The organism is Kribbella sp. CA-247076 (assembly GCF_050942445.1).
Classification (GTDB): Bacteria; Actinomycetota; Actinomycetes; order Propionibacteriales; family Kribbellaceae; genus Kribbella.
In genome coordinates this window covers 4,858,057-4,878,514 of the sequence record NZ_CP192051.1, presented here as the reverse complement: position 1 = coordinate 4,878,514, position 20,458 = coordinate 4,858,057, and the positions used below count along the sequence as shown (strand labels likewise).

Annotated in this window: 18 protein-coding genes; 15 read left to right on the top strand and 3 right to left on the bottom strand. The window is 70.8% G+C overall.

Features of this window, described 5'->3' with window-relative positions:
• Positions 1–6 precede the first annotated feature (6 nt).
• From ACQPYZ_RS22905 to ACQPYZ_RS22870, 8 genes are all read left to right on the top strand, one after another.
• A complete protein-coding gene (locus ACQPYZ_RS22905) occupies positions 7–405 on the top strand; it encodes a hypothetical protein (RefSeq protein WP_433159528.1) in 399 nt (132 codons plus the stop codon).
• 127 nt (positions 406–532) lie between these two features.
• Positions 533–1,648 (top strand): GNAT family N-acetyltransferase, encoded by a 1,116-nt coding sequence (locus tag ACQPYZ_RS22900; RefSeq protein WP_433159525.1) that lies wholly within the window; start codon positions 533–535, stop codon positions 1,646–1,648.
• Entirely contained in the window at positions 1,620–2,570 is a 951-nt protein-coding gene (locus tag ACQPYZ_RS22895) for a potassium channel family protein (protein WP_433159523.1), read from the top strand. Before ACQPYZ_RS22900 ends, ACQPYZ_RS22895 begins: the two co-directional genes overlap by 29 nt.
• A 110-nt stretch (positions 2,571–2,680) precedes the next feature.
• Positions 2,681–3,673, top strand: coding sequence for a LacI family DNA-binding transcriptional regulator (locus ACQPYZ_RS22890; RefSeq protein WP_433159521.1), 993 nt, complete (start codon positions 2,681–2,683; stop codon positions 3,671–3,673).
• 115 nt (positions 3,674–3,788) lie between these two features.
• On the top strand, positions 3,789–4,712 hold the full coding sequence (locus ACQPYZ_RS22885) for a carbohydrate ABC transporter permease (protein ID WP_433159518.1): 924 nt from the start codon (positions 3,789–3,791) through the stop codon (positions 4,710–4,712).
• A complete protein-coding gene (locus ACQPYZ_RS22880) occupies positions 4,709–5,542 on the top strand; it encodes a carbohydrate ABC transporter permease (protein ID WP_433159516.1) in 834 nt (277 codons plus the stop codon). Before ACQPYZ_RS22885 ends, ACQPYZ_RS22880 begins: the two co-directional genes overlap by 4 nt.
• An 8-nt stretch (positions 5,543–5,550) precedes the next feature.
• Positions 5,551–6,828 carry an ABC transporter substrate-binding protein gene (locus ACQPYZ_RS22875; protein WP_433159514.1) on the top strand — a complete coding sequence of 426 codons (1,278 nt, stop codon included), beginning with the start codon at positions 5,551–5,553 and terminating at the stop codon, positions 6,826–6,828.
• Positions 6,825–7,961, top strand: coding sequence for an ADP-ribosylglycohydrolase family protein (locus ACQPYZ_RS22870; RefSeq protein WP_433159511.1), 1,137 nt, complete (start codon positions 6,825–6,827; stop codon positions 7,959–7,961). The genes ACQPYZ_RS22875 and ACQPYZ_RS22870 overlap by 4 nt, the downstream gene beginning before the upstream one ends.
• A gap of 3 nt (positions 7,962–7,964) precedes the next feature.
• On the opposite strand, the gene ACQPYZ_RS22865 is transcribed toward ACQPYZ_RS22870, so the two are convergent.
• Together ACQPYZ_RS22865 and ACQPYZ_RS22860 are read right to left on the bottom strand one after the other, a co-directional pair.
• Positions 7,965–8,783, bottom strand: coding sequence for a galactose-binding domain-containing protein (locus ACQPYZ_RS22865; RefSeq protein WP_433159508.1), 819 nt, complete (start codon positions 8,781–8,783; stop codon positions 7,965–7,967).
• Between the two features lie 12 nt (positions 8,784–8,795).
• A complete protein-coding gene (locus tag ACQPYZ_RS22860) occupies positions 8,796–10,361 on the bottom strand; it encodes an alkaline phosphatase D family protein (protein ID WP_433159506.1) in 1,566 nt (521 codons plus the stop codon).
• 80 nt (positions 10,362–10,441) lie between these two features.
• On the opposite strand from ACQPYZ_RS22860, the gene ACQPYZ_RS22855 reads away from it, so the two are divergent.
• Genes ACQPYZ_RS22855 through ACQPYZ_RS22825 form a run of 7 tightly spaced genes read left to right on the top strand, consistent with a single transcriptional unit; the run spans position 10,442 to position 18,638 of the window.
• Positions 10,442–11,740, top strand: coding sequence for an ADP-ribosylglycohydrolase family protein (locus ACQPYZ_RS22855; protein ID WP_433159503.1), 1,299 nt, complete (start codon positions 10,442–10,444; stop codon positions 11,738–11,740).
• Positions 11,730–12,623 carry a ribokinase gene (locus tag ACQPYZ_RS22850; protein ID WP_433159501.1) on the top strand — a complete coding sequence of 298 codons (894 nt, stop codon included), beginning with the start codon at positions 11,730–11,732 and terminating at the stop codon, positions 12,621–12,623. The genes ACQPYZ_RS22855 and ACQPYZ_RS22850 overlap by 11 nt, the downstream gene beginning before the upstream one ends.
• The gene (locus ACQPYZ_RS22845; RefSeq protein WP_433159499.1) at positions 12,620–14,608 is read left to right on the top strand and encodes an SUMF1/EgtB/PvdO family nonheme iron enzyme; all 1,989 of its coding nucleotides are present in this window, start codon (positions 12,620–12,622) and stop codon (positions 14,606–14,608) included. The genes ACQPYZ_RS22850 and ACQPYZ_RS22845 overlap by 4 nt, the downstream gene beginning before the upstream one ends.
• On the top strand, positions 14,605–15,792 hold the full coding sequence (locus ACQPYZ_RS22840) for a CaiB/BaiF CoA transferase family protein (protein ID WP_433159497.1): 1,188 nt from the start codon (positions 14,605–14,607) through the stop codon (positions 15,790–15,792). Before ACQPYZ_RS22845 ends, ACQPYZ_RS22840 begins: the two co-directional genes overlap by 4 nt.
• A 1-nt stretch (position 15,793) precedes the next feature.
• Positions 15,794–16,621, top strand: coding sequence for an HpcH/HpaI aldolase/citrate lyase family protein (locus tag ACQPYZ_RS22835; RefSeq protein WP_433159495.1), 828 nt, complete (start codon positions 15,794–15,796; stop codon positions 16,619–16,621).
• A 9-nt stretch (positions 16,622–16,630) separates the two neighbouring features.
• Positions 16,631–18,223 (top strand): phytoene desaturase family protein, encoded by a 1,593-nt coding sequence (locus tag ACQPYZ_RS22830; protein WP_433159493.1) that lies wholly within the window; start codon positions 16,631–16,633, stop codon positions 18,221–18,223.
• 7 nt (positions 18,224–18,230) lie between these two features.
• A complete protein-coding gene (locus tag ACQPYZ_RS22825) occupies positions 18,231–18,638 on the top strand; it encodes a TIGR03668 family PPOX class F420-dependent oxidoreductase (protein WP_433159491.1) in 408 nt (135 codons plus the stop codon).
• Here the strand turns inward: ACQPYZ_RS22825 and ACQPYZ_RS22820 are convergent.
• Positions 18,629–20,398: an ABC transporter ATP-binding protein gene (locus tag ACQPYZ_RS22820; protein WP_433159488.1), complete on the bottom strand. Its 1,770-nt coding sequence runs from the start codon at positions 20,396–20,398 to the stop codon at positions 18,629–18,631. The genes ACQPYZ_RS22825 and ACQPYZ_RS22820 overlap by 10 nt on opposite strands.
• Positions 20,399–20,458: the final 60 nt, after the last annotated feature.

Below are 20,458 nucleotides of genomic sequence, written 5' to 3'. Positions count from 1 at the left end.
GGTGGTATGGCAGGTGCTGGTGACAAGCAGGGTCGACTGGCCAAGAATCTGGTCAAGTGGAGCGTGCGGTACGGTCCGCTCGCGGTCGAGGCGTTCAAGCACGGGCGCGAGCCGGCCCAGCAGGCCATGCAGGCCGCCCTCGCCAAGCGCACCGCCCGGAAGAAGGCGGTCGAGCACGCGCTCACCGTCCGCGACGGCTCCTTGCTGAAGGTCATCCGGGAGGGCCAGGCGATCTTCTTCGTGTTCAGCGGCGACGCGATCGTGACGACGTACCCGCCGGTCCCGCCGAACACCTACCCGGAGCTGCTCCGGCACGCCGACCTGGACAAGCGCGAGCCGGCGGTGGTGCTCGCCGCCCGCAAGCCGGTGTTCGGCCCCCGGCTGCCGAAGATGCGCCGGCGCTGAGGCCGGCCGGGAGAGTCGCCACAGAAGGATGACGCAAAAAGGTTGACGCGGGCGTAACATTCCGGACCCGGTGGGGCAACAGGCGGACCGCAGAGTGGGAGGACGTTTCCACGAGGAGGGCGTCCGCATGCTCTGGAAGATCAGGACCGAACTCGCAGACCGGCCCGGTGCGCTGGCCGAACTCGCTGCCCGGTGTGGTGCGGACGACATCAACATCCTCAGCCTGGAGGTGTTCACCGCCGAGACCGGTGCCGTGGACGAGTTGGTGGTCTCCACCGGTGTCGGCTGGACCGCGGCCGACCTGACCACCCTGGTCACCGAGGCCGGCTGCTCGCGGACGACGGTCCGCCCGTGCCAGGCCGACGTACTGAGTGATGCGCCGACCCGCTACCTGCGCGCCGTACTGCGGCTGATCGACGACCCGGTGTCCGTCGACGAGGAGCTGGGCAACCTGCAGGGGTTCGAGGAGTACACACCGGCCGAGTGGGCCCGGGCCGACGTCCTGGTGGAGATCGCGGGCCGGCTGGCCGAGCGGTACGAGGGGTTCGTGGTCGACGGGCCGCGCCCGGGCAGCGGCGTACCCGAGCTGCGGAAGGCGACCGTCGAGGACGCCCAGGCTGTCGTGGACATGCACGAGCGGTGCTCGTACGAGAGCCGCACCCGGCGCTACCACGTGCCGATGCCGAAGCTGACCCACCGGACCGCGCGGCACCTGGCCGCACCGGCCGGTGGCGTCTCGATCGTGGCCGCGGTCGGGGACGCGGTGATCGGGATGGCGACGGCCGCGCCGTGGGAGGAGCTCGGCAGTACGACGATGGAGGTCGCCGTACTCGTCGAGGACGGCTGGCAGGGCCAGGGGCTCGGGCTGCAGCTGCTCCGGCGGCTGGTGGTCGAGGCGCGGGCGCTGGGTGCGGACCGGGTGGTGTGCGTGGTGCAGCCGGAGAACCACGCGATGCTCCGGACACTCGAGCGGCTGCGGATGCGATCCAGGGTGGTCCAGGACGGCGACAACCTGACGGTGACTGTCGCACTGTCGGACCAGAGCCTGTCGCATGCGGTGGATCGGCCCCCGGTGCAATATCGTCGGACTCGTGCCACCCCTTCCCACCGGTCGCAATCCTTACGGTCTGCTGGTCAACCTGCCCGCGAGCACCCGCTCGCCGCTCTTCCAGCTCTTCAGCCGATTCCTGGTCGCGCTGGGGCTGCTGACCGTGATGGTGCTGATCGTGGTGGTCGACCGTGACGGCTACAAGGACAGCTACGACGGCACCGTCAACGTCATCGACGCGATCTACTACGCGACCGTCACGCTGACCACGACCGGGTACGGCGACATCACGCCGGTGACCCCGGCGGCGCGGTTGATCAACGCCTTCATCGTGACCCCGCTGCGGATCGGCTTCCTGGTGGTCCTGGTCGGCACGACACTGGAAGTTCTGGCCAACGAAGGTCGCCGCATCATGCGCGACACACGATGGAGGAAGCGCATGAGGGACCACACGGTCGTCGTCGGCTACGGCACCAAGGGCCGGTCCGCCGTCCAGACGCTGATCAGCAACGGGGTGAAGCGCGAGAGCATCGTGGTGATCGATCCGCGCGCGCAGGCGATCGGGGACGCGGGCAACGACCAGATGGCCGCGTTCCACGGCGACGCCACCAACCGGACGGTGCTCCGCCGGGCCGAGGTGATGACGGCCCGCGAGGTGATCGTCACCACCGACCGCGACGACGCGGCCGTGCTGGTCACGCTGGCGGTCCGGCAGCTGAACCCGGACGCGCACATCGTGGTCGCGGTCCGCGAGGAGGACAACGTCCCGCTGCTGCGGCAGAGCGGTGCCGACGCGGTCGTCACGTCGTCGGAGGCGGTCGGCCGGCTGCTCGGCCTGTCGGCGGTCAGCCCGAACCTCGGCGAGGTGATGGAGGACCTGCTCACGTACGGCGAGGGTCTCGAGGTCGCCGAGCGCCCGGTCCTCGGCCGCGAGGTGGGCAAGCCGCCGTCCGCCGTACCGGACCGGGTCGTCTCCGTGGTCCGCGACGGCCGGGTCCACCGGTACTACGACTCCAGCGTCTCGGTCCTTGCCGCCGGCGACAAACTCATCGTCGTCCGGCCGGCCAAGGAGACCCCGTGGGCCGAGCGGCCCGGCGCCGACGAACAGGACGAGTGAGCCCGGCGCGCAACTGCTGAAGGCGGTCGGCAGGTGTTGACGGCCGCCGATCGGCGTCTTAGTGTCTGATCTGTAAACGATTACAAGAACGATTACAGGTGGAGGCGCGGGTGAGCCGTCCGACCATCGCCGCGGTCGCCCGGGCCGCCGGGGTCTCGGTGGCGTCGGTGTCGCGGGTGCTGAACGGGCTGCCGGCCACCGAGGAGATGACCGAGCGGGTGCAGCGGGCGGTCGAGGAGCTCGGGTACGTGCCGGACGCGCGGGCGCGGTCGCTCAAGGTCGGCCGGACGTTCCAGCTCACGCTCGCGGTCGCGGACGTCGGCAACCCGGTGTACGTGACGATGATGCGGGCGGTCGAGGAGGTCGTCTCGGCGGCCGGCTACCGCCTGGTGGTGACGACGACCGGGCCGGACGTGGTCGACGAGGTCGCGCTGGTGCGCGGGATGGCCCGCGGGTACGCCGACGGTCTGGTGATCAGCCCGCTGCGCGTCGACGACGACCTGATCAAGTCGATCCGCGAGTGCGACGTCCCCGTGGTCGTCGCCGGTAACGTCCCCGCGAAGGCCGAGGTGGACACGGTCCGAGCCAACTCGCCGAAAGGCATCCGGCTGGCCGTCGACCACCTGGTCGCCCGCGGTCGCACGCGGATCGCCTTCCTGAACGGCCCCGCCGACACCGTCCCCGGCACGGCGCGCGCCAAGGGCTTCGCCGACGCCCTCAAGGCCCACAACCTCCACCCCGCCGCCACCGCCGAAGCCCTCGACTTCACCTTCCCCGCCGGCCGCACCACCGCCCCCCACCTGCTGTCCGCCGCGGAGCGACCGGATGCGGTGATTTGTGCGAACGATTTGTTGGCGGTGGGGGTTATGCATGAGCTGGCCGGTCGGGGGCTTCGGGTCCCGGCGGACGTCGCTGTGGTGGGGATGGATGACAGCGAGCTGGCCGAGCAGAGTTTCCCGTCGTTGACGAGTGTGAACCTGGGGTCGGCGGAGCGGGGGCGGCGGGCGGCAGAGTTGCTGTTGGCAAGGATCGAGGACAGTACGAGGACGCCGCGGCGGATCGTCGTACAACCGTCCCTGAGTGTGCGGAGGTCGACTCCATGACCGTACTGATGCCACGCCTCCGGCGCGGCGGGTCATGGAGCTGTTGCTCCCGGCCTTCCCTCGTCACTTCGGTCGCTTCGCTCCCTCCGCTCCTCAGTCCAGGCCGGGAGGCTCCATGACCGCTACCGTCACCGCCCCGCCCGAGACGCCGGCGCGGCCGACCGGGCGACCGAAGCAGAACCGGGAGGCGATCTTCCTGTTCCTGCCGGCGTTGCTGCCGGTGCTGCTGCTCAGCGTGTACCCGTTGGTCCGCGGCATCGCGCTCGGCTTCACCGACGCCCGCGCCGGGCTGAACGTGGACACCAACTTCGTCGGCTTCGACAACTTCGCGAAGCTGCTGCAGAACGACCTGTTCTGGTCGTCGTTCCGGATCGGCATCATCTGGACCCTGTCGGTGACGATCCTGCAGTTCGTCGCCGCGCTCGGCCTGGCGCTGCTGCTGAACACCGACATCAAGTTCCGCGGCGTCGCCCGGACGCTCGCGCTGATCCCGTGGGCGATGCCCCCGGTGGTCGTCGCGATCATGTGGCGGCTGCTGCTGCACCCGACGAACGGCCCGGTCAACGAGGTGCTGCAGACCCTCAACCTGACCGACCAGCCGATCAACTTCCTCGGCGACTTCGGTACGGCGCTGCCGGCCGTGATCGTGGTCGGGATCTGGGTCGGCATGCCGATGACCACGGTCACCCTGCTGGCCGGGCTGCAAGGCATCGACCGCTCGCTGTACGAGGCGGCCGCGGTCGACGGCGCCGGCGCGTGGAGCCAGTTCTGGAACATCACGCTGCCGCAGCTGAAGACGGTGATCGTGGCGATCACCAGCCTGGACATGATCTGGAACTTCAACTCGTTCGGCCTGGTCTACGTGCTCACCGCCGGCGGTCCGGGCGGCAAGACGATGCTGCCGATGCTGTTCGCCTACAACGAGGCGTTCCGCTACGGGAACTTCGGGATGGCCGCGGCGATGGGTGACGTGATGGTCGTGATCATCATCGTGTTCCTGGCGTTCTACCTGCGGAACCGGTTGAGGAGCCAGGCATGAGGACCCGTCCGGTCGCGCGCACCCTGCAGTACGTCGCCGTCGTCGTCTACCTGGTGTTCCTCGCGTTCCCGCTGCTGTGGTTGCTGTCCAGCTCGCTGAAGTCGCCGCGGGAGTTCGCGAGCGTCACGCCGAGCCTGCTGCCGAAGGACATCGACTTCGGCAACTACAGCGACGCGCTGAACGAGCAAGGTCTGGTGCGCGGGCTGATGAACAGCCTGCAGATCTCGATCGCCAGCACGATCCTGGTGCTGATCGTGTCCCTGCCGGTCGCCTACGCGCTCGCCCGGTTCCGCAGCCGGCTGCGGCCGGTGACGAACGGCTGGATCCTGGTCAGCCAGGTGTTCCCGGTCATCCTGATCGTGATCCCGCTGTTCATGATCCTGCGGCCGCTGCAGCTGACCAACACGATCCCCGGCGTGGTGATCGTCTACATGGTCTGGTCGATGCCGTTCGCGCTGTGGATGCTGCAGGGGTACGTCGCCGCCGTGCCGCGCGAGCTGGAGGAGGCCGCGTCGGTGGACGGCGCCGGGCGGTTGCGGACGATCGTGTCGATCGTGATGCCGCTGCTGCGGCCGGGGTTGATCGCGACCGCGATGTTCACCTTCATCTCGGCGTGGAACGAGTTCTTCTTCGCTCTGGTCCTGCTGCAGGACCCGGAGCTCAAGACCTTGCCGCTGGTGCTCGCCCGCTTCGTCGGCGCCGAAGGTCAGGTCCAGTTCGGTCCGCTGGCTGCCGCCTCTGTGCTGGCCACGGTTCCCAGTCTCGTGTTCTTCGCCTTCCTGCAGCGCCGGCTGACGTCCGGCCTGCTGAGCGGCGCAGTCAAAGGTTAGGAGAGGTTATGAAGAAGGTATTGACCGCGTTGCTCGCGGCGGGTGCGCTGGTGACACTCGCCGCCTGTGGTGGCAGCAGCGACGAGGGGTCCGGTGAGCCGAACGAGAAGGTGACGCTGAAGTTCCAGAGCCTCGCCTTCCAGAAGACCACGGTCGCCGCGACGAAGAAGATCGTCGCGGACTGGAACGCGGCCAACCCGAACATCCAGGTCGAGTACGTCCAGGGCAGCTGGGACTCGGTGCACGACCAGCTGGTCACCCAGTTCCAGGGCGGGACGGCGCCGGACATCATCCACGACGAGTCCGCCGACATCACCGGCTTCGCCAACCAGGGGTACCTCGCCGACCTGACGCCGCATCTGAGTCAGGAGACGAAGGACGCCGTACCGCAGGGTGTCTGGGACACGGTGAAGAGCGGCGACGGCAAGATCATCGCGGCGCCGACGCTGCTGCAGTCGTACGTCGTCTTCGGCAACTCCGCGCTGCTGAAGCAGGCCGGCGTCGCCACGACCGGCGACTCGCTGAGCTGGGACCAGCTGCAGGCGGACGCGAAGAAGCTCACCGCCGGCGGCAAGTACGGCCTCGGCTGGGGGCTGAAGAGCCCGACCGCGACCGTGCTGAACCTGGGGATGAACTTCGACGGGCAGTTCTTCGAGGGCTCCGGCCGGGACGCGAAGGCGAAGATCGGCGACGCCGAGCTCGAGGTGCCGAAGCGGATCCACGCGATGGCGTACACGGACAAGTCGATCGAGCCGACCTCGCTGACGCAGAGCGGTTCCGACGTACTGCCGGGCTTCTTCGCCGGCAAGTACGCCATGGTTGTCGGCGGCAACTACGCCGCCCAGCAGATGGTCGAGCAGGCGCCGAAGGGCTTCCAGTGGGAGGTGCTGCCGCCGCTGAAGGGCACCAGCACCAAGCAGGCCGCGAACCCGCAGACGTTGTCGGTGCCGGCCGAGGGCAAGCACATCGAGCAGTCCGCGAAGTTCATCGACTACTTCATGAAGGCCGAGAACCTGGCCGCCGTCGGTCAGGGTGACTGGCTGATCCCGACCACGCAGGCGGCCCGGGACGCGATCCTGAAGGCGACCGGCGGCAAGAACGGCTGGGAGCAGACGCTGGCCGGGGCCGGTGAGCTGACCAAGGCGCCGTTCCAGAGCGTGGAGAACTACCCGAAGTGGAAGGACCAGATCGCGACGCCGGCCCTGCAGGAGTACCTGGCGAACAAGACCGATCTGGCGACGCTGGGCAAGAAGCTGAGCGACGGATGGGGTCAGGTCAACCAGTGACGTCCCTGCTGGAACAGAAGGCGACAGGTGTCCTCGTCGGCTCCGCGGTCGGTGACGCGATCGGCGGTGCCGTCGAGGGCTGGACCCCGGAGGCGATCCGGGAACGGCACGGCGGCTGGGTGACCGGCATCGTCGGCCCGTGGTACGACGAGTGGCGGACGGCCCGGCCGATCGCGCCGTACCACAAGGGCGACGGGCACATCACCGACGACACGTTGATGACGCACGCGCTGGTCGAGGTGTACGACGAGCGCCGGACGCACCTGGACGCGTACGCGATCGCGGACGTGCTGGTGCCAAAGATGCTGAACGGCCGCCGCTGGGTCCCCGAGCTCGAGGCCGACGCGCTGCTGCTGCACCGGGTGTTCCTGGCCGAGAAGTGGCTGGTCACCCGGCTGCACTACGGGCACGTCGACCCGCGCGAGGCAGGGGTCGGCAACATCGTCAACTGTGGTGCGGCGATGTACATGGCGCCGGTCGGCATCGCCAACGCGGGCGATCCCGAAGGCGCGTACGCGGAGGCGATCGATATCGCCGGTGCGCACCAGTCGAGCTACGGGCGGGAGGCGGCCGGCGTGTTCGCGGCCGCCGTCGCCGCCGCGATGGTGCCCGGGGCAACAGCCGCCTCGGCGGTCGACGCGGCGCTCGCGCTGGCCAAGGACGGGACCCGCAGGGCGGTCGAGGCCGTGGCCGACGCAGCCGACGGGATCATCGACTGGGAACAGGCGATCCCGCTGCTGCGCAAGGCGATCGAGCCGTACGACCTGGTCGGGCCGGAGTACCGCGACCAGTCGATGGACGCCCGCCGGCCGAGCCGGACGAAGGCGATCGAGGAGCTCCCGGTCGCGCTCGGGTTCGTCCTGGTCTCCGGTGGCGACGTACGGCGGGCCGTCCTCGGCGGCACCAACTACGGCCGGGACGCGGACTCGATCGCGTCGATGGCCGGCGCGATCACCGGTGCGCTCAGCGGCCTGGACGGCGTACCGGCGGACTGGGCGGCGGACATCGCCGAGGCCAGCAAGACCGACCTCGAGCTGCCCGGCCGGGTGATGGCGTCGGTGGCCGAGGACATCCGCACGGCCGACGCCGAGCGCTGGGCCCGGCGGACGGCCGCGTTGGACGCACTGGTCTGAATGTCAGGAGCTGTACGCCTCGAGTTCGACGATCCGGGAGTACCCGTGGTCGTTGGAATCACGGCTGACGAGCTGGACGGCGTCGACCGGCCGGGGCGCGAAGGTGACGGTAACGTTGCCTTGGACGTTGCTGCGGACTTCGCCGACCGTCGTCCAGGTGCCGGCGCTCCGGACCTGGACGTCGAAGTCGCGGATGCCCATCACGGACGCCGGGTAGCGGGCGGAGTCCAGGGTCTGCAGGACGACCCGGCCGACGGTGACGGGTGCGACGAAGTCGACGCCGTACGTGTCGGGGAAGACGCCCTTGGTGGCGTCGTGCCAGCCGCTGGCGCCCCACTGCGCGGAGTCGGCGTTGCCGTCGACGCCGCCACAGAGCCGCATGTTGCCGTGGGTGGACGAGGCGACGGCCTGCTCACCGAGCAGGACATTGTCCCGACGCGGCACGGGCTGGACGCTGATCGGCACGCGCAGATGCTCCCGCCCGACACTGAGGTCGACGCCGTACGTCGCGGGCGCCGTCCCGCGCGGCACCGTCACCTCGAGCGGTGCCTTGACGAGTTGGCCGACGGGCAGGTAGCTGGAGAACTGGCGTCGGGACAGCGTCAGCTCCGGTTCGCCGCTGATCCGCATGTCGGCGATGGTCGGCTTGCGGCCGGTGTTGGTCATCCCGAGGGTGAGCTTGCCGGACGGGAAGCAGGGCAGCGGTACGACCTCTACCGGCCGGGGCGTGGCGCTGACCTCGACGTGCTTGTTGCCGCTGGCAACGGCCACGGCCGGGAGCAGCAGAGTGAGTGGGACGGCGAGCAGGGCGGCGCGTTTCATGAGCGGATCCGTTCAGGCCAGATGGGTTCCGGGACGGCCGTCCTCGACGACCAGAGTGGCGCGGGTGGACGCCGTACCGCCGGGCGTGGTGACGCGGTCGACAATGCGGAACTCCGACGTCCACCGGCTGCGGTCGAGCCGGCAGCTGAGGTAGCCGCGCCGCACGTTCTGGAACTTGACGTGCGGGTTCTCGGCGAGCAGCGCGCGACCGGTGGCGTCCTCGTCGAGACCGTCCTTGCCGGACGAGATCGACGTGGTGACGAACTCGCTGCCGACCGCGGCGTCCGACGGATCGGCGAAGTTCACCCGCAGGTCGGAGGCCACGCTGCGGTGCAGGTCCCCGGTCAGGACGACGAAGTTGCGCACGCCGCGGTCGCGAACGCCGGACAGCACGCGGTCGCGGGAGGCGGCGTACCCGTTCCAGGTGTCCATCGGCAGTTCGAGCTCGGGTCCGGTCTTGCGGTCGAGTTGGGCCATCGCGACCTGCTGGGCGACGACGTTCCACCGGCTGGGGGAGCGGCGGAGAGTGTCCAGCAGCCAGCGTTCCTGCTCGGCGCCGGTGATCGTCCGCGCCGGGTCGGTCGACACCTCGTCCGGCGGCAGCCAGCCGCCCGTGCCGGTCTGGTCGTCACGGAACTGCCGGGTGTCCAGCACGCTCAGGTCCGCGGTCCGGCCGAAGCGGAGATGGCGGTGCAGCCGGATGGACGGCCCGTCGGCCGACTGCCCGAGCCGCAGCGGCATGTGTTCCCAGTACGCGCGGAAGCCGTTGGCGCGCCGGACCAGGAAGTCGTCGTGCGGCAGACCGTCCTCGGAGACGTAGTCGGCCCAGTTGCCCTCGACCTCGTGGTCGTCGAGCGTCACCACCCACGGCGCGGCCGCGTGCGCCGCCTGCAGGTCGGGATCGGTGCGGTGCAGCGCGTACCGGGCGCGGTACTCGTCCAGCGTGAAGATCTCGCCGGCGAAGTCGACCGGCACCGGCTGGTTGCGGATGCCGGCGGTCGGGCCCACACCGACCTCGTAGATGTAGTCGCCGAGGAACAGGACGACGTCGTGATCGCGCTGGACGACGTCCTGGTACGCCGTGTAGTAGCCGTCGTAGAACGCCTGGCACGACGCGACCGCCATCGTCAACGCGGGCTGCTCGCACGGCGCCGGCGCGGTTCTGGTCCGTCCGACCGGACTGAGCTGACCGCGGGCACGGAACCGGTAGAAGTAGTGCCGCCACGGTCGCAGCCCGCGGACGTCGACGTGCACGGTGTGCGCGTACTCCGGCCGGGCGTGCGCGGACCCGCGTCGTACCACCCGGCGGAACCTCTCGTCCTCGGCCACCTCCCACTCGACCTTCACCGTGCGGTCGTCCATCCCGCCGAACGGCTCCAGCGGTCCCGGTGCGAGCCGGGTCCAGATCACCACCGCGTCCGGCATCGGGTCGCCCGACGCGACGCCGAGGGTGAACAGCGGCCGGTTGTCGGAGCGATGCGGTATTCCTACTCCTTCACGGATCTCAGGGAGGGTGCCGGTGAGAGCGAGGGCGGCGGCGGCGCCGGTCGCGGTGAGGAAGCTGCGGCGGGTGGGCATGTGAGGGAGTATCGGGCGGCCGTGACACGACGTTCCAGGGACGCGTTTCGCCTGCTGCAACAAGGGAAGGAAGGACCCGGATGAGACTGACCTGGGTGCAGCCGGAGGACCTGCTGCCGCATCAACTGATCCAGTCGCGGGCCGAGGGGGTGGACGTCGCCGATGTCGAGGCGCGCTGGCGTGCCGCCGGTGGTATTACGGACGCGCCGGCCTCGGGTGCGTCGGACGAGCCCGCCCCGGCCGAGCTGCGGTCGCTGGCGCGCGAGCTGATGGACGAGCTGGACCGGCGGGCGCCGGCCCGGCCGGAGCCGGTGGTTCCGGAGGTCCCGGTTCTGAAGGGAGCCGACGACCTCGAGCAGCGGATGCTGAATGCCTGGCTCGGCCGTGCGGCCGGCAACCTGCTCGGGAAGCCGGTGGAGAAGATCCCGCGGGCGGGCATCCGGGAGATCCTGGAGACGTCCGGGCAGTGGCCGCTGACGCAGTACATCACCGCCGTCGGCGTACCGGACGAGGTGCAGCAGCGCTGGCCGTGGAACCGGCGGTCGAAGCCGACCAGCCTGCGCGAGGTCATCGACGGCATGCCCGAGGACGACGACCTGAACTTCGCCATCCTGGCGCTACAACTGCTCGAGCGGCACGGCTCCGCGCTGACCACCGAGGACGTCGCGCAGGCCTGGCTGAACGACCTGCCGGCCGGCCGCGTGTTCACCGCCGAACGTGTTGCCTACCGCAACCTTCTCGAAGGGGTCGAGCCGGACCGCGCGGCCGTCGTCGGCAATCCGTTCCGGGAGTGGATCGGGGCCCAGATCAGGACCGACGCGTACGGCTGGGCGCATCCCGGGGACCGGAGCGCGGCGGCCCGGATCGCGCTGGTCGACGCCCGGCTGAGCCACACCGGCGCGGGCGTGGACGGAGCCCTCTGGGTGGCGGCGATCTCGGCGGCGGCCCTGGTCGTGGACGACCCGCGCGAGGCAGCCGTCGCCGGCCTCGACGTGATCGCGGCCGACGGTGCGATCGCCCGGGCGGTCCACTTCGGCCTGGCGCTCGCGGACGCCGAGCTGGACGACGCCCTCGACGCGCTGCACAACGAGTACGGCGATCTGCACTGGGTGCATGCGGTGAACAACACCGCCCTGACTGCGTACGCGTTGACCGCGCCGACCTTCGCGGACGCGGTCGGCCGGGCGGTGATGGGTGGGTGGGACACGGACTCGGCCGGCGCCACGGTCGGTGCGGTGTTTGGCGCCGTCCGCGGGGTTCCGGCAGAGTGGTCTGCACCACTGGACAACCGGCTGGCCACAAGCCTGCCGGGGATGAACCAGATCGCGATCAGCGAGCTGGCGGCGAGGACTGTGGAGGTGGCCCGGGGTGGAGTCTGACGTGGTGGTCGTCGGCAGCGCGAACGTGGATCTGGTGCTTCCGGTCCAGCGGATCCCGCGCCCCGGCGAGACCGTCCTCGCGGGTGCGATGACCCGTGGACCGGGCGGCAAGGGCGCGAACCAGGCGGTCGCGTCGGCCCGCGCGGGAGCACGCACCGCCATCGTCGCCTCACTCGGCGTGGACGATGCCGGCGACCTGCTGCGCGACGCGCTGCACGAGGTGGACCTGTCCCTGGTGACCTCGTCGACCGCCCCGACCGGTACGGCGATCATCACGGTCGATGCCACCGGGGAGAACTCGATCGTGGTCGCGCCGGGTGCGAACGGCGAGCTGACACTGTCCGACGACGCGGCCCGGGCGGTCGGCCGGGCGAAAATCGTCCTTTCCCAACTGGAGATCCCGTTCGCGACCGTCCGGGCCGCGGCCGCGACGAGCTCGTACTTCATCCTGAACGCGGCCCCGGCCGCCGAGCTGTCCGACGACCTGCTCGCCGACGTCGACCTGCTGGTGGTGAACGAGACCGAGGCCGAGCTGATCGCCGGCGCCGATCGGTCCGCGCTGCTCAAGCGGGTGCCGGCCGCGGTGGTCACGCTCGGCGCCGAGGGCGCGGTCGTCCTGACCCGCGGCGACGACGAGATCGCCGTTCCCGGCGTACCGGTGGACGTGGTCGACACCACGGCCGCGGGAGACACGTTCTGCGGTGTGCTGGCGGCAACATTGTCTGCCGTGTCAGCCACCGACTCGATCACGCCCAGCGACCTGACGAATGCTGTCCGACGCGCTAACGTTGCTGCTTCACTGAGTGTTCAGGCCGCGGGGGCGATTCCCTCGGTGCCTCACGGGGATGCAATCGACGCGCGTCATGCGGAGGTGTACCTGTGAATCCGCTCGAGCCGCGGCCCATCGATCTGCCCGCCAGGGTGGACCTCGGACTCCGGGCCGACCTGGCCTTCCTCGACGACGCCAAGATCCTCGGCGCCCCGGAGGACCCGGCCGACCTGCCGCGCTGGCGCGGCAAGCTCGCCGAGTGGTTGATCGGTGCGTACGACCGGACGCCGTACGACGGCACGCACTACGAGGTCGCCGGCCGGGAGTGGACCCAGACGGCGTACTCGGTGGCGCTGGTATGGCTCTGGGACGACCAGCTGTACGACGTCGAGACCGGCAGGTTCACGCCGGAGAAGTTCGTCCGGCACGGGATCGACGACTTCGGCGGGTACGACGCGGTCGTGCTCTGGCACGCCTATCCGGTGATCGGCATCGACGACCGCAACCAGTTCGACTACTACCGCGACGTACCGGGCCTGCGGGAGCTGGTCGACGACCTGCACCGGCTCGGGCTGAAGGTGTTCTTCGACTACAACCCGTGGGACGTCGGCACCCGCCGGGCCGCGCGTTCGGACGCCGAGGAGTTCGCCGCGCTCGTCACCGACTACGCCGTCGACGGTGTCTTCCTGGACACGTTGAAGGAGGGCGACCCGGCGTTCACCCGCGCGCTGCGCAAGGCGAACCCGGCGATCGCGCTCGAGGGCGAGTCCCGGTTGCCGATGGCAAGGATCGGGGACCACGCGCTGTCCTGGGCGCAGTGGTTCGCCGACACCAAGGCGCCCGGCGTGCTGCGGGCGCACCTGTTCGAGCGCCGGCACATGATGCACCACACCCGCCGGTGGAACCGCGACCACAGCGACGAGTTGCAGTCCGCCTGGGTGAACGGCGTCGGCATGCTCGTATGGGAGTCGGTGTTCTCCGCGTGGGTCGGCTGGAACGCGCGCGACCGGGCGACCCTGCGCCGGATGGTCGCCGCGCAGCGCGCGTTCGCGCCGGTGCTGATCAACGGCGACTGGATCCAGCTCACCCCGGAGGTCCCGGACAAGGCGCGTGAGCACGGCATCTACGGCTCCCGCTGGGACCTCGCCGACATCACCTTCTGGACGCTGATCAACCGCGACGAGCAGGACTTCGAGGGCGTCGTACTGCGCTCGGAGGATCAGGTCGGCGACTGGTACGACGTGACCTCGGGCGTCCCGATCACGGCCGACGAGGATGGTGTGCACCTGGTCGTTCCGGGCCGCGGTGTCACCGGGATCGTCCGGGTCGGGGCGACCGCCGGAACCAACTGCCGGGCCACCGCGCGCCGGCTCGGCACGCTGCCGCGACCGCACGTCAAGGACTCCGCGTTCCCGATGGCGCCCGCCCGGCGGATCGACGTACCGGAGGTCACGGGTGACGCGTCGATCGGCCCGGCGGTCGTCGTACCGGCGGGAGAGCAGGCGTTGACCGTGCGGCACCGGCGGCGCGAGACCGGGCTGTACGACCAGGCGCCCTACGTGGAGGAGTGGAAGCCGCTGCCGCCACGGCTGCACGACATCCAGACAGTGCGGCGCGAGGTGACCCTGCCAGGCATCTCGGTCGCGGTGTCCGAGGTGACGAACGCCGAGTACGCCGAGTTCCTCGCCGCGACCGGCTACCGGCCGCTGGTGGCGAATCGCTTCCTGAAGCACTGGGTGGACGGCGCACCACCGGCCGGGACCGAGGACCAGCCGGTCACGTACGTCGACCTGCCGGACGCAAGGGCGTACGCGGCCTGGCGCGGCGGGCGGCTGCCGACCGAGGACGAGTGGCAGGTCGCCGCCGGGCTGGACGGCTTCACCCGCGGCGAGCCACTGGTGTGGAACCTGACCGAGAGCGAGCACCGGGACGGCCGCAGCCGGTTCTGCATCCTCAAGGGCGGGTCGCACTATGTTGCCGAGGGCTCCGACTGGTACGCCGACGGCGGACCGCAGGAGCCCGAAGTGAGCTTCAAACTGGTGTTGACGGGTGGCGGTCTGGACCGGGCCGGCACCATCGGTTTCAGGATCGCGGGATGAGGGCTGCCGCACTCGACGGAGTGAAGGTGCTGGAGGCGGCGACGCTGTTCGCGGGGCCGCTCGCGGCGACGTTCCTGGCCGACTTCGGGGCCGACGTCACCAAGATCGAGCACCCGGCCCGGCCGGACGCCGCGCGCACCCACGGCGCCTCGAAGGACGGCATCGGGCTGTGGTTCAAGACGCTCGGCCGGAACAAACGGCTCGCGACTTTGGACCTGTCCCGCGGCCGCGAGGTCTTCCTCGACCTGGTGCGTTCCCAGGACGTCCTGGTGGAGAACTTCCGGCCCGGCACCCTGGAGCGCTGGGGCCTCGGTCCCGACGTCCTGCTCGAGGCCAACCCGCGGCTGGTGATCGCCCGGGTGACGGCGTTCGGCCAGGTCGGGCCGTGGTCGAAGCGGCCCGGGTTCGGGTCGCTGGCCGAGGCGATGAGCGGGTTCGCGGCCGTGACCGGTGAGCCGGACGGTCCGCCGACGCTGCCGCCGTTCGGCCTCGCGGACGGGATCACTGCGCTGGCGACGGCGTACGCCGTGATGGTCGCGCTGCACGAACGCGATCGGTCCGGTCAGGGCCAGGTCATCGACCTGGCGATCATCGAGCCGATCCTGATGATGCTCGGCGGCGGCATCACGGCGTACCAGCAGACCGGATACGTCCAGCCGCGGCTGGGGAACCGGTCGTCGAACAACGCGCCGCGCAACGTCTACCGGACCGCCGACGGCCGCTGGGTCGCGGTGTCGACGAGCTCACAGAGCATCGCCGAGCGGGTGGTCACGCTGGTCGGGCGGCCGGATCTGGTCGCCGAGCCGTGGTTCGCGACCGGGCGCGAGCGCGCACTGCACGCGGACGAGCTGGACGAGGCGGTCGGGTCGTGGATCGCCGAACGCCCGCTGGACGTGGTGATGGCGGAGTTCGAGAAGGCGGAGGCCGCGGTCGGGCCGGTGCACGACATCCGCGGCATCATGACCGACCCGCAGTACGCCGCCCTGGAGACGATCGTCGCCGTGGACGACGACGAGCTCGGCGGACCGGTGCAGATGCAGAACGTGCTGTTCCGGCTGTCGGAGTCGCCGGGATCGATCCGCTGGGCCGGCCGGCCGCACGGCGCGAACACCGACGAGGTGCTCGCCGAGATCGGCGTGACACCCGAGCAGCTCGCGGCGCTGCGGGCAGCCGGAGTGGTCTGACATGCTGACCGCGCTGTACGTGCCGGCCAACCGGCCGGACCGGTTCGCGAAGGCAGTTGCCGCCGGCCCCGACCTGGTCGTGTTCGACCTGGAGGACGCGGTGCCGGTCGACGACAAGGCCGACGCCCGCGGCTGGGCGGTCGCCTGGATCGCCGCCAACGCCACCGGTCCGGTCGAGGTCCGGGTGAACGCGCCGGGGACGCCGTGGATCGAGGACGACCTGGCCGCGCTGGCCGCCGTACCGGGGATCCGGGTCCGGGTGCCGAAGGTGGAGAGCGCGGCCGATGTCCGGGCCGTGCTCGAGCAGGTGCCTTCGGCAAGGATCACCGCACTGATCGAGTCACCGCTCGGGTTGGAGCGGGCCTTCGAGATCGCCTCCGTCCATCCTCAGCTGGTCGCGGTGGCGCTGGGCGAGGCGGACCTGGCGAGCTCGTTGGGAGTGGACGGTCCGGCCGGGCTGGCGTGGGCGCGCGGCCGGCTGGTGACGGCATCGCGGGCGGCCGGGCTCGGTGCTCCGATGATGTCGGTGTATCCGCACGTCAACGATCCCGACGGGCTCCGGCAGACGTGCCTGGAGGGCCGGGCCCTCGGCTTCGTCGGGCGTACGGCGATCCACCCGCGACAGCTGTCCACGATCGTCGAGTGCTTCACGCCGACCGCCGTACAGCTGGCCGAGGCCGAGGCGCTGCTCGCGGCCGTGGAGAAGGCCGGGGTCGCCGAGGGTGGGGTGATCGTGCTCCCGGACGGACGGATGGTCGACCCGGCGATGGTGGGGCGCGCTCGCGAGCTGACCACCCTGATGCGGGAGATCGAGGCCCGCTCGGGCTAGGCTCGACGTATGCTCCCGCGCAGTGTTGATGCCGTGGTGATCGGGTCGGGGCCGAACGGGCTGGTGAGCGCGAACGCCCTCGCCGACGCGGGCTGGGACGTGCTGGTGCTGGAGGCCGCGGACGCCTTCGGTGGTGCGGTCCGGTCGACCGAGAGTGACGGCTGGATCAGCGACCGTTTCAGTTCGAACTACCCACTCGGCGTCGCGTCTCCGGTGCTGCGCGCGCTGGAGCTGGAGAAGCACGGCCTGCGGTGGTCCTACGCGCCGTTGCCGGTCGCCCACCTGATGGACCCGGACGGCGCCGCGGTCGCGATCCATCCGGACCCGGAGAGCACCGCGAAGTCGATCGGCGCCGACCACCCCGGCGACGGCGACGCCTGGCTGCGGCTCTACCAGCAGTACGTCGAGATCCGCGAGCCGCTGCTGAAGGCGCTGCTGACCACCTGGCCGCCGGTCCTGCCGGGCATCCAGCTGGCACGGAGGCTGGGGTCGGTCGGGGAGCTCCTGCGGTTCGCGCGGTTCATGGCGATGCCGATGCACCGGATGGGCCAGGAGCTGTTCGAGGGTCCACGCGGCCCGGCGCTGATCGCCGGCAACTCGCTGCACGCCGACGCGCCCCTGAGCGGCAGCGTCAGCGGCACGATGGGCTGGCTGCTGGTCATGCTCGCCCAGGACGTCGGCTACCCGGTCGTCACCGGCGGATCCGGCGGCCTGGCGACCGCGCTGGTACGCCGGGCCGAGCGCGCGGGCGCCCTCCTCGTCCCGGCTACGCCGGTCACCGCGATCGAGGTGTCTTCCGGCCGCGTCACCGGCGTACGGACCGCTTCCGGTGAGACGGTCGTGGTGAAGCGATCCGTGATCGCGGACGTGTCCGCGCCCGACCTGTACGGCGAGCTGTTGCCGAGTGCAACGATTCCGGCGGGGTTGCGGCGGGACCTGGACGAGCGGTTCCAGTGGGACTACCCGACGGTCAAGGTGAACTTCCGGCTGAGCGGCCGGATCCCGTGGCGGTCGGAGGAGGCGCGGTCGTCGGGCGTCGTCCATCTGGCGGGTACGGCGGACGAGCTGGTCCACCTGTCCGCGGACCTGGACACCGGGCGGCTACCGGCGCAGCCGTTCCTGCTGATCGGGCAGACCACCACGTCCGACCCGACCCGGTCGCCGGAAGGGACCGAGGCGGTCTGGGCGTACTCGCACCTGCCGCGCGGGGTCGCCGACGACGAGTCCGCGGTCAAGCTGGCGCACCGGATGGAACGGGCGATCGAGCGGTACGCGCCCGGCTTCAGCGACCTGATCATCGACCGCGACGTCCAGCGGCCGACCGAGCTCGAGGCCGGCAACGCGGCCCTCGGCCTCGGCGCGGTCGGCGGCGGGACCATGCAGCTGCAGCAGCAGCTGATCTTCCGCCCGACCATCGGCCTCGGCAGTCCGCGGACCTTCGTCTCCGGCCTGTACCTCGGCAGCTCCGCGATCCACCCGGGCGGCGGCGTCCACGGTGCCTGCGGCCACCTCGCGGCGCGGACGGCGCTGCGCGACGCGTCCGTCATCGGCCCGTTGACGCGGGCCTTCCCGGCCGCCGCCCTTCGCCGCCTGCAACGCTGACGCCGACGTGCGACTCGACGAGGCCACCTGCCGGGCCCGGGTCGCGGCGGCCCGGGTCGGGCGGCTGGCGACCGTGGGGCGTGACTTGCGGCCGCACGTCGTACCCGTGACCTACGCGGTGCACGGGGACGAGGTGTTCGTCGCGATCGATCAGAAGCCGAAGACCACGACCGCGCTGAAGCGGTTGCGGAACATCGCGGAGAACGCGCGGGTCGCGGTCCTGGTGGACGAGTACGAGGAGGACTGGACGCATCTGTGGTGGGTCCGGGTCGACGGCGTCGCGCGGGTGGTGCCGGAGCTGCCGTCGGCGGTCGGCCTGCTGCAGGCGAAGTACCCGCAGTACGACGACGATCCGCCGCGCGGACCGGTGATCGTGGTGCAGGTGGACGGCTGGTCGGGCTGGTCCTACACCTGAGTCGCGATCCGCAGGGCCGCGACCAGGTCGCGGTAGAGGGCGTCGGTCGCGAGCAGCTCCTGGTGGGTGCCGCGGGCGCGGCCCCGGCCGGACTCGAGCACGACGATCTGGTCGGCGTCGATGACCGTGGACAGCCGGTGCGCGATGGTCAGCACGGCGCCGCTCCTGGCGATCCGGGCGATCACCTCGTGGACGGCGGCCTCGGTCAGGCCGTCCAGTTGAGCGGTCGCCTCGTCGAGGAGCAGAATCTCCGGGTCGCTGACCAGGGCCCGGGCGAGCGCGATCCGTTGGCGTTCGCCGCCGGAGATCGCGGCGGTCGACAGGACGGTGTCGAGGCCGTCGGGTAGTTCGCGGACGCGGTCCTCCAGGCGGACGGCTCGGAGTGCCTCCCAGAGGGCGGGCTCGGCGGCGTCCTCGTGGGTGTAGAGGAGGTTCTCGCGGAGAGTGCCCGGGACCAGGGGAGTGTCCTGCTCGACGTACACGATCCTTCGCCTCAGGTCCTCGAGCGACCAGTCGGGGAGCGGGATCTCGTCGAGGACCAGGCGGCCGGACTCCGGGTTCAGGAAGCGCAGGAGGAGCGAGAACATCGTCGTCTTGCCGGCGCCGGACGGGCCGACGATCGCGGTGTGGCCGGCGCGGGGGATGGTCAGGGTGACGTCCTGCAGGGCGGGCGCGGCGCCGGGGGCGTAGCGGGCGGTGACGTTCTCGAAGGTGAGTGTGGTCCTGGCCTTGTCGGCGATCGTTGCTCTGGCGGTGGTCCGGTCGTCGGGCTCGAGCTCGAAGGCGTCCACCTCGCGGATGCGCATCGCGGCGGCGATGCCGGACTGGAGTCCGCTGACGGTCTGGGTCAGGGTGCCGACGGGCTCCATCAACTGGAACGCGTACAGCAGGAACGCGACCAGGGCGGAGACGGTCAGCAGGTTCTCACTCACCCGCCAGGCGCCCAGCCCGAGAATGAGCAGGGTCGCCGAGCCGATGCCGAATCCGGCCACGGTCCAGGCGACCGCCTCGTACCGGATCGCGCGGACGCTCTGCCGGGCCGACTCGGTCGCCTCGGAGATCACCCGGTCGCTCTCGCGTGCCTCCGCCCGGCTCGCCTTGACCGTCCGGATCGCCCGCAGCGCGCCTTCCAGTACGCCGCCGAGCCGGCCGACCGCACCCTGTGCCTGCTCCTGCGCCTTCGCCATCGGCGGCATCAGCAACGCGATGATCACACCGACCACGACCAGCGAGGCCAGGGTCGCGAGCAGCAGCACGCCGTCGAGCATCGCCATCAGGATCAACGCGCCGACCAGCGAGATCACGCCGTTCACCAGCTGGACGAGGCTCGACGCGGCGGCTTCGCGCAGGAGCACGGTGTCGGACGTGACGCGGGTGACGAGTTCGCCGGGGGAGCGGCCCGCGAGCTCCCCGACCCGCACCCGGAACAGGCGCCGTACCATCGAGCTCCGCGCGTCCAGCACCACCCGCTCGCCCATCTTCCCGAGCAGGATCCACTGCACCAGGCCGAGACCGGAGCTGACCAGCAGCAGTACGACGAGCAACGTCACCGCCGGCGCGATCGACGTCCCCGCGGCCAGCCCGTCCAGCACCGCCTTCGACACCATCGGAGTCGCCAGGGACCCCGCCGTCGTCCCCAACCCCAGCACCATCCCGACGCCCAGCGTCCGCCGATGGGGGCGCACGAACCCCCACAGGACGCGGACATTGCCCCACCGCTCCTTCGATGCCGGTGCCGCCTGCGCGGTCTCCTGGTCCATCTGCAGCTCCCCTCCACTCGAACGGCAGCGTAGCAGAATCGGACAGTGATGTCCTATTAT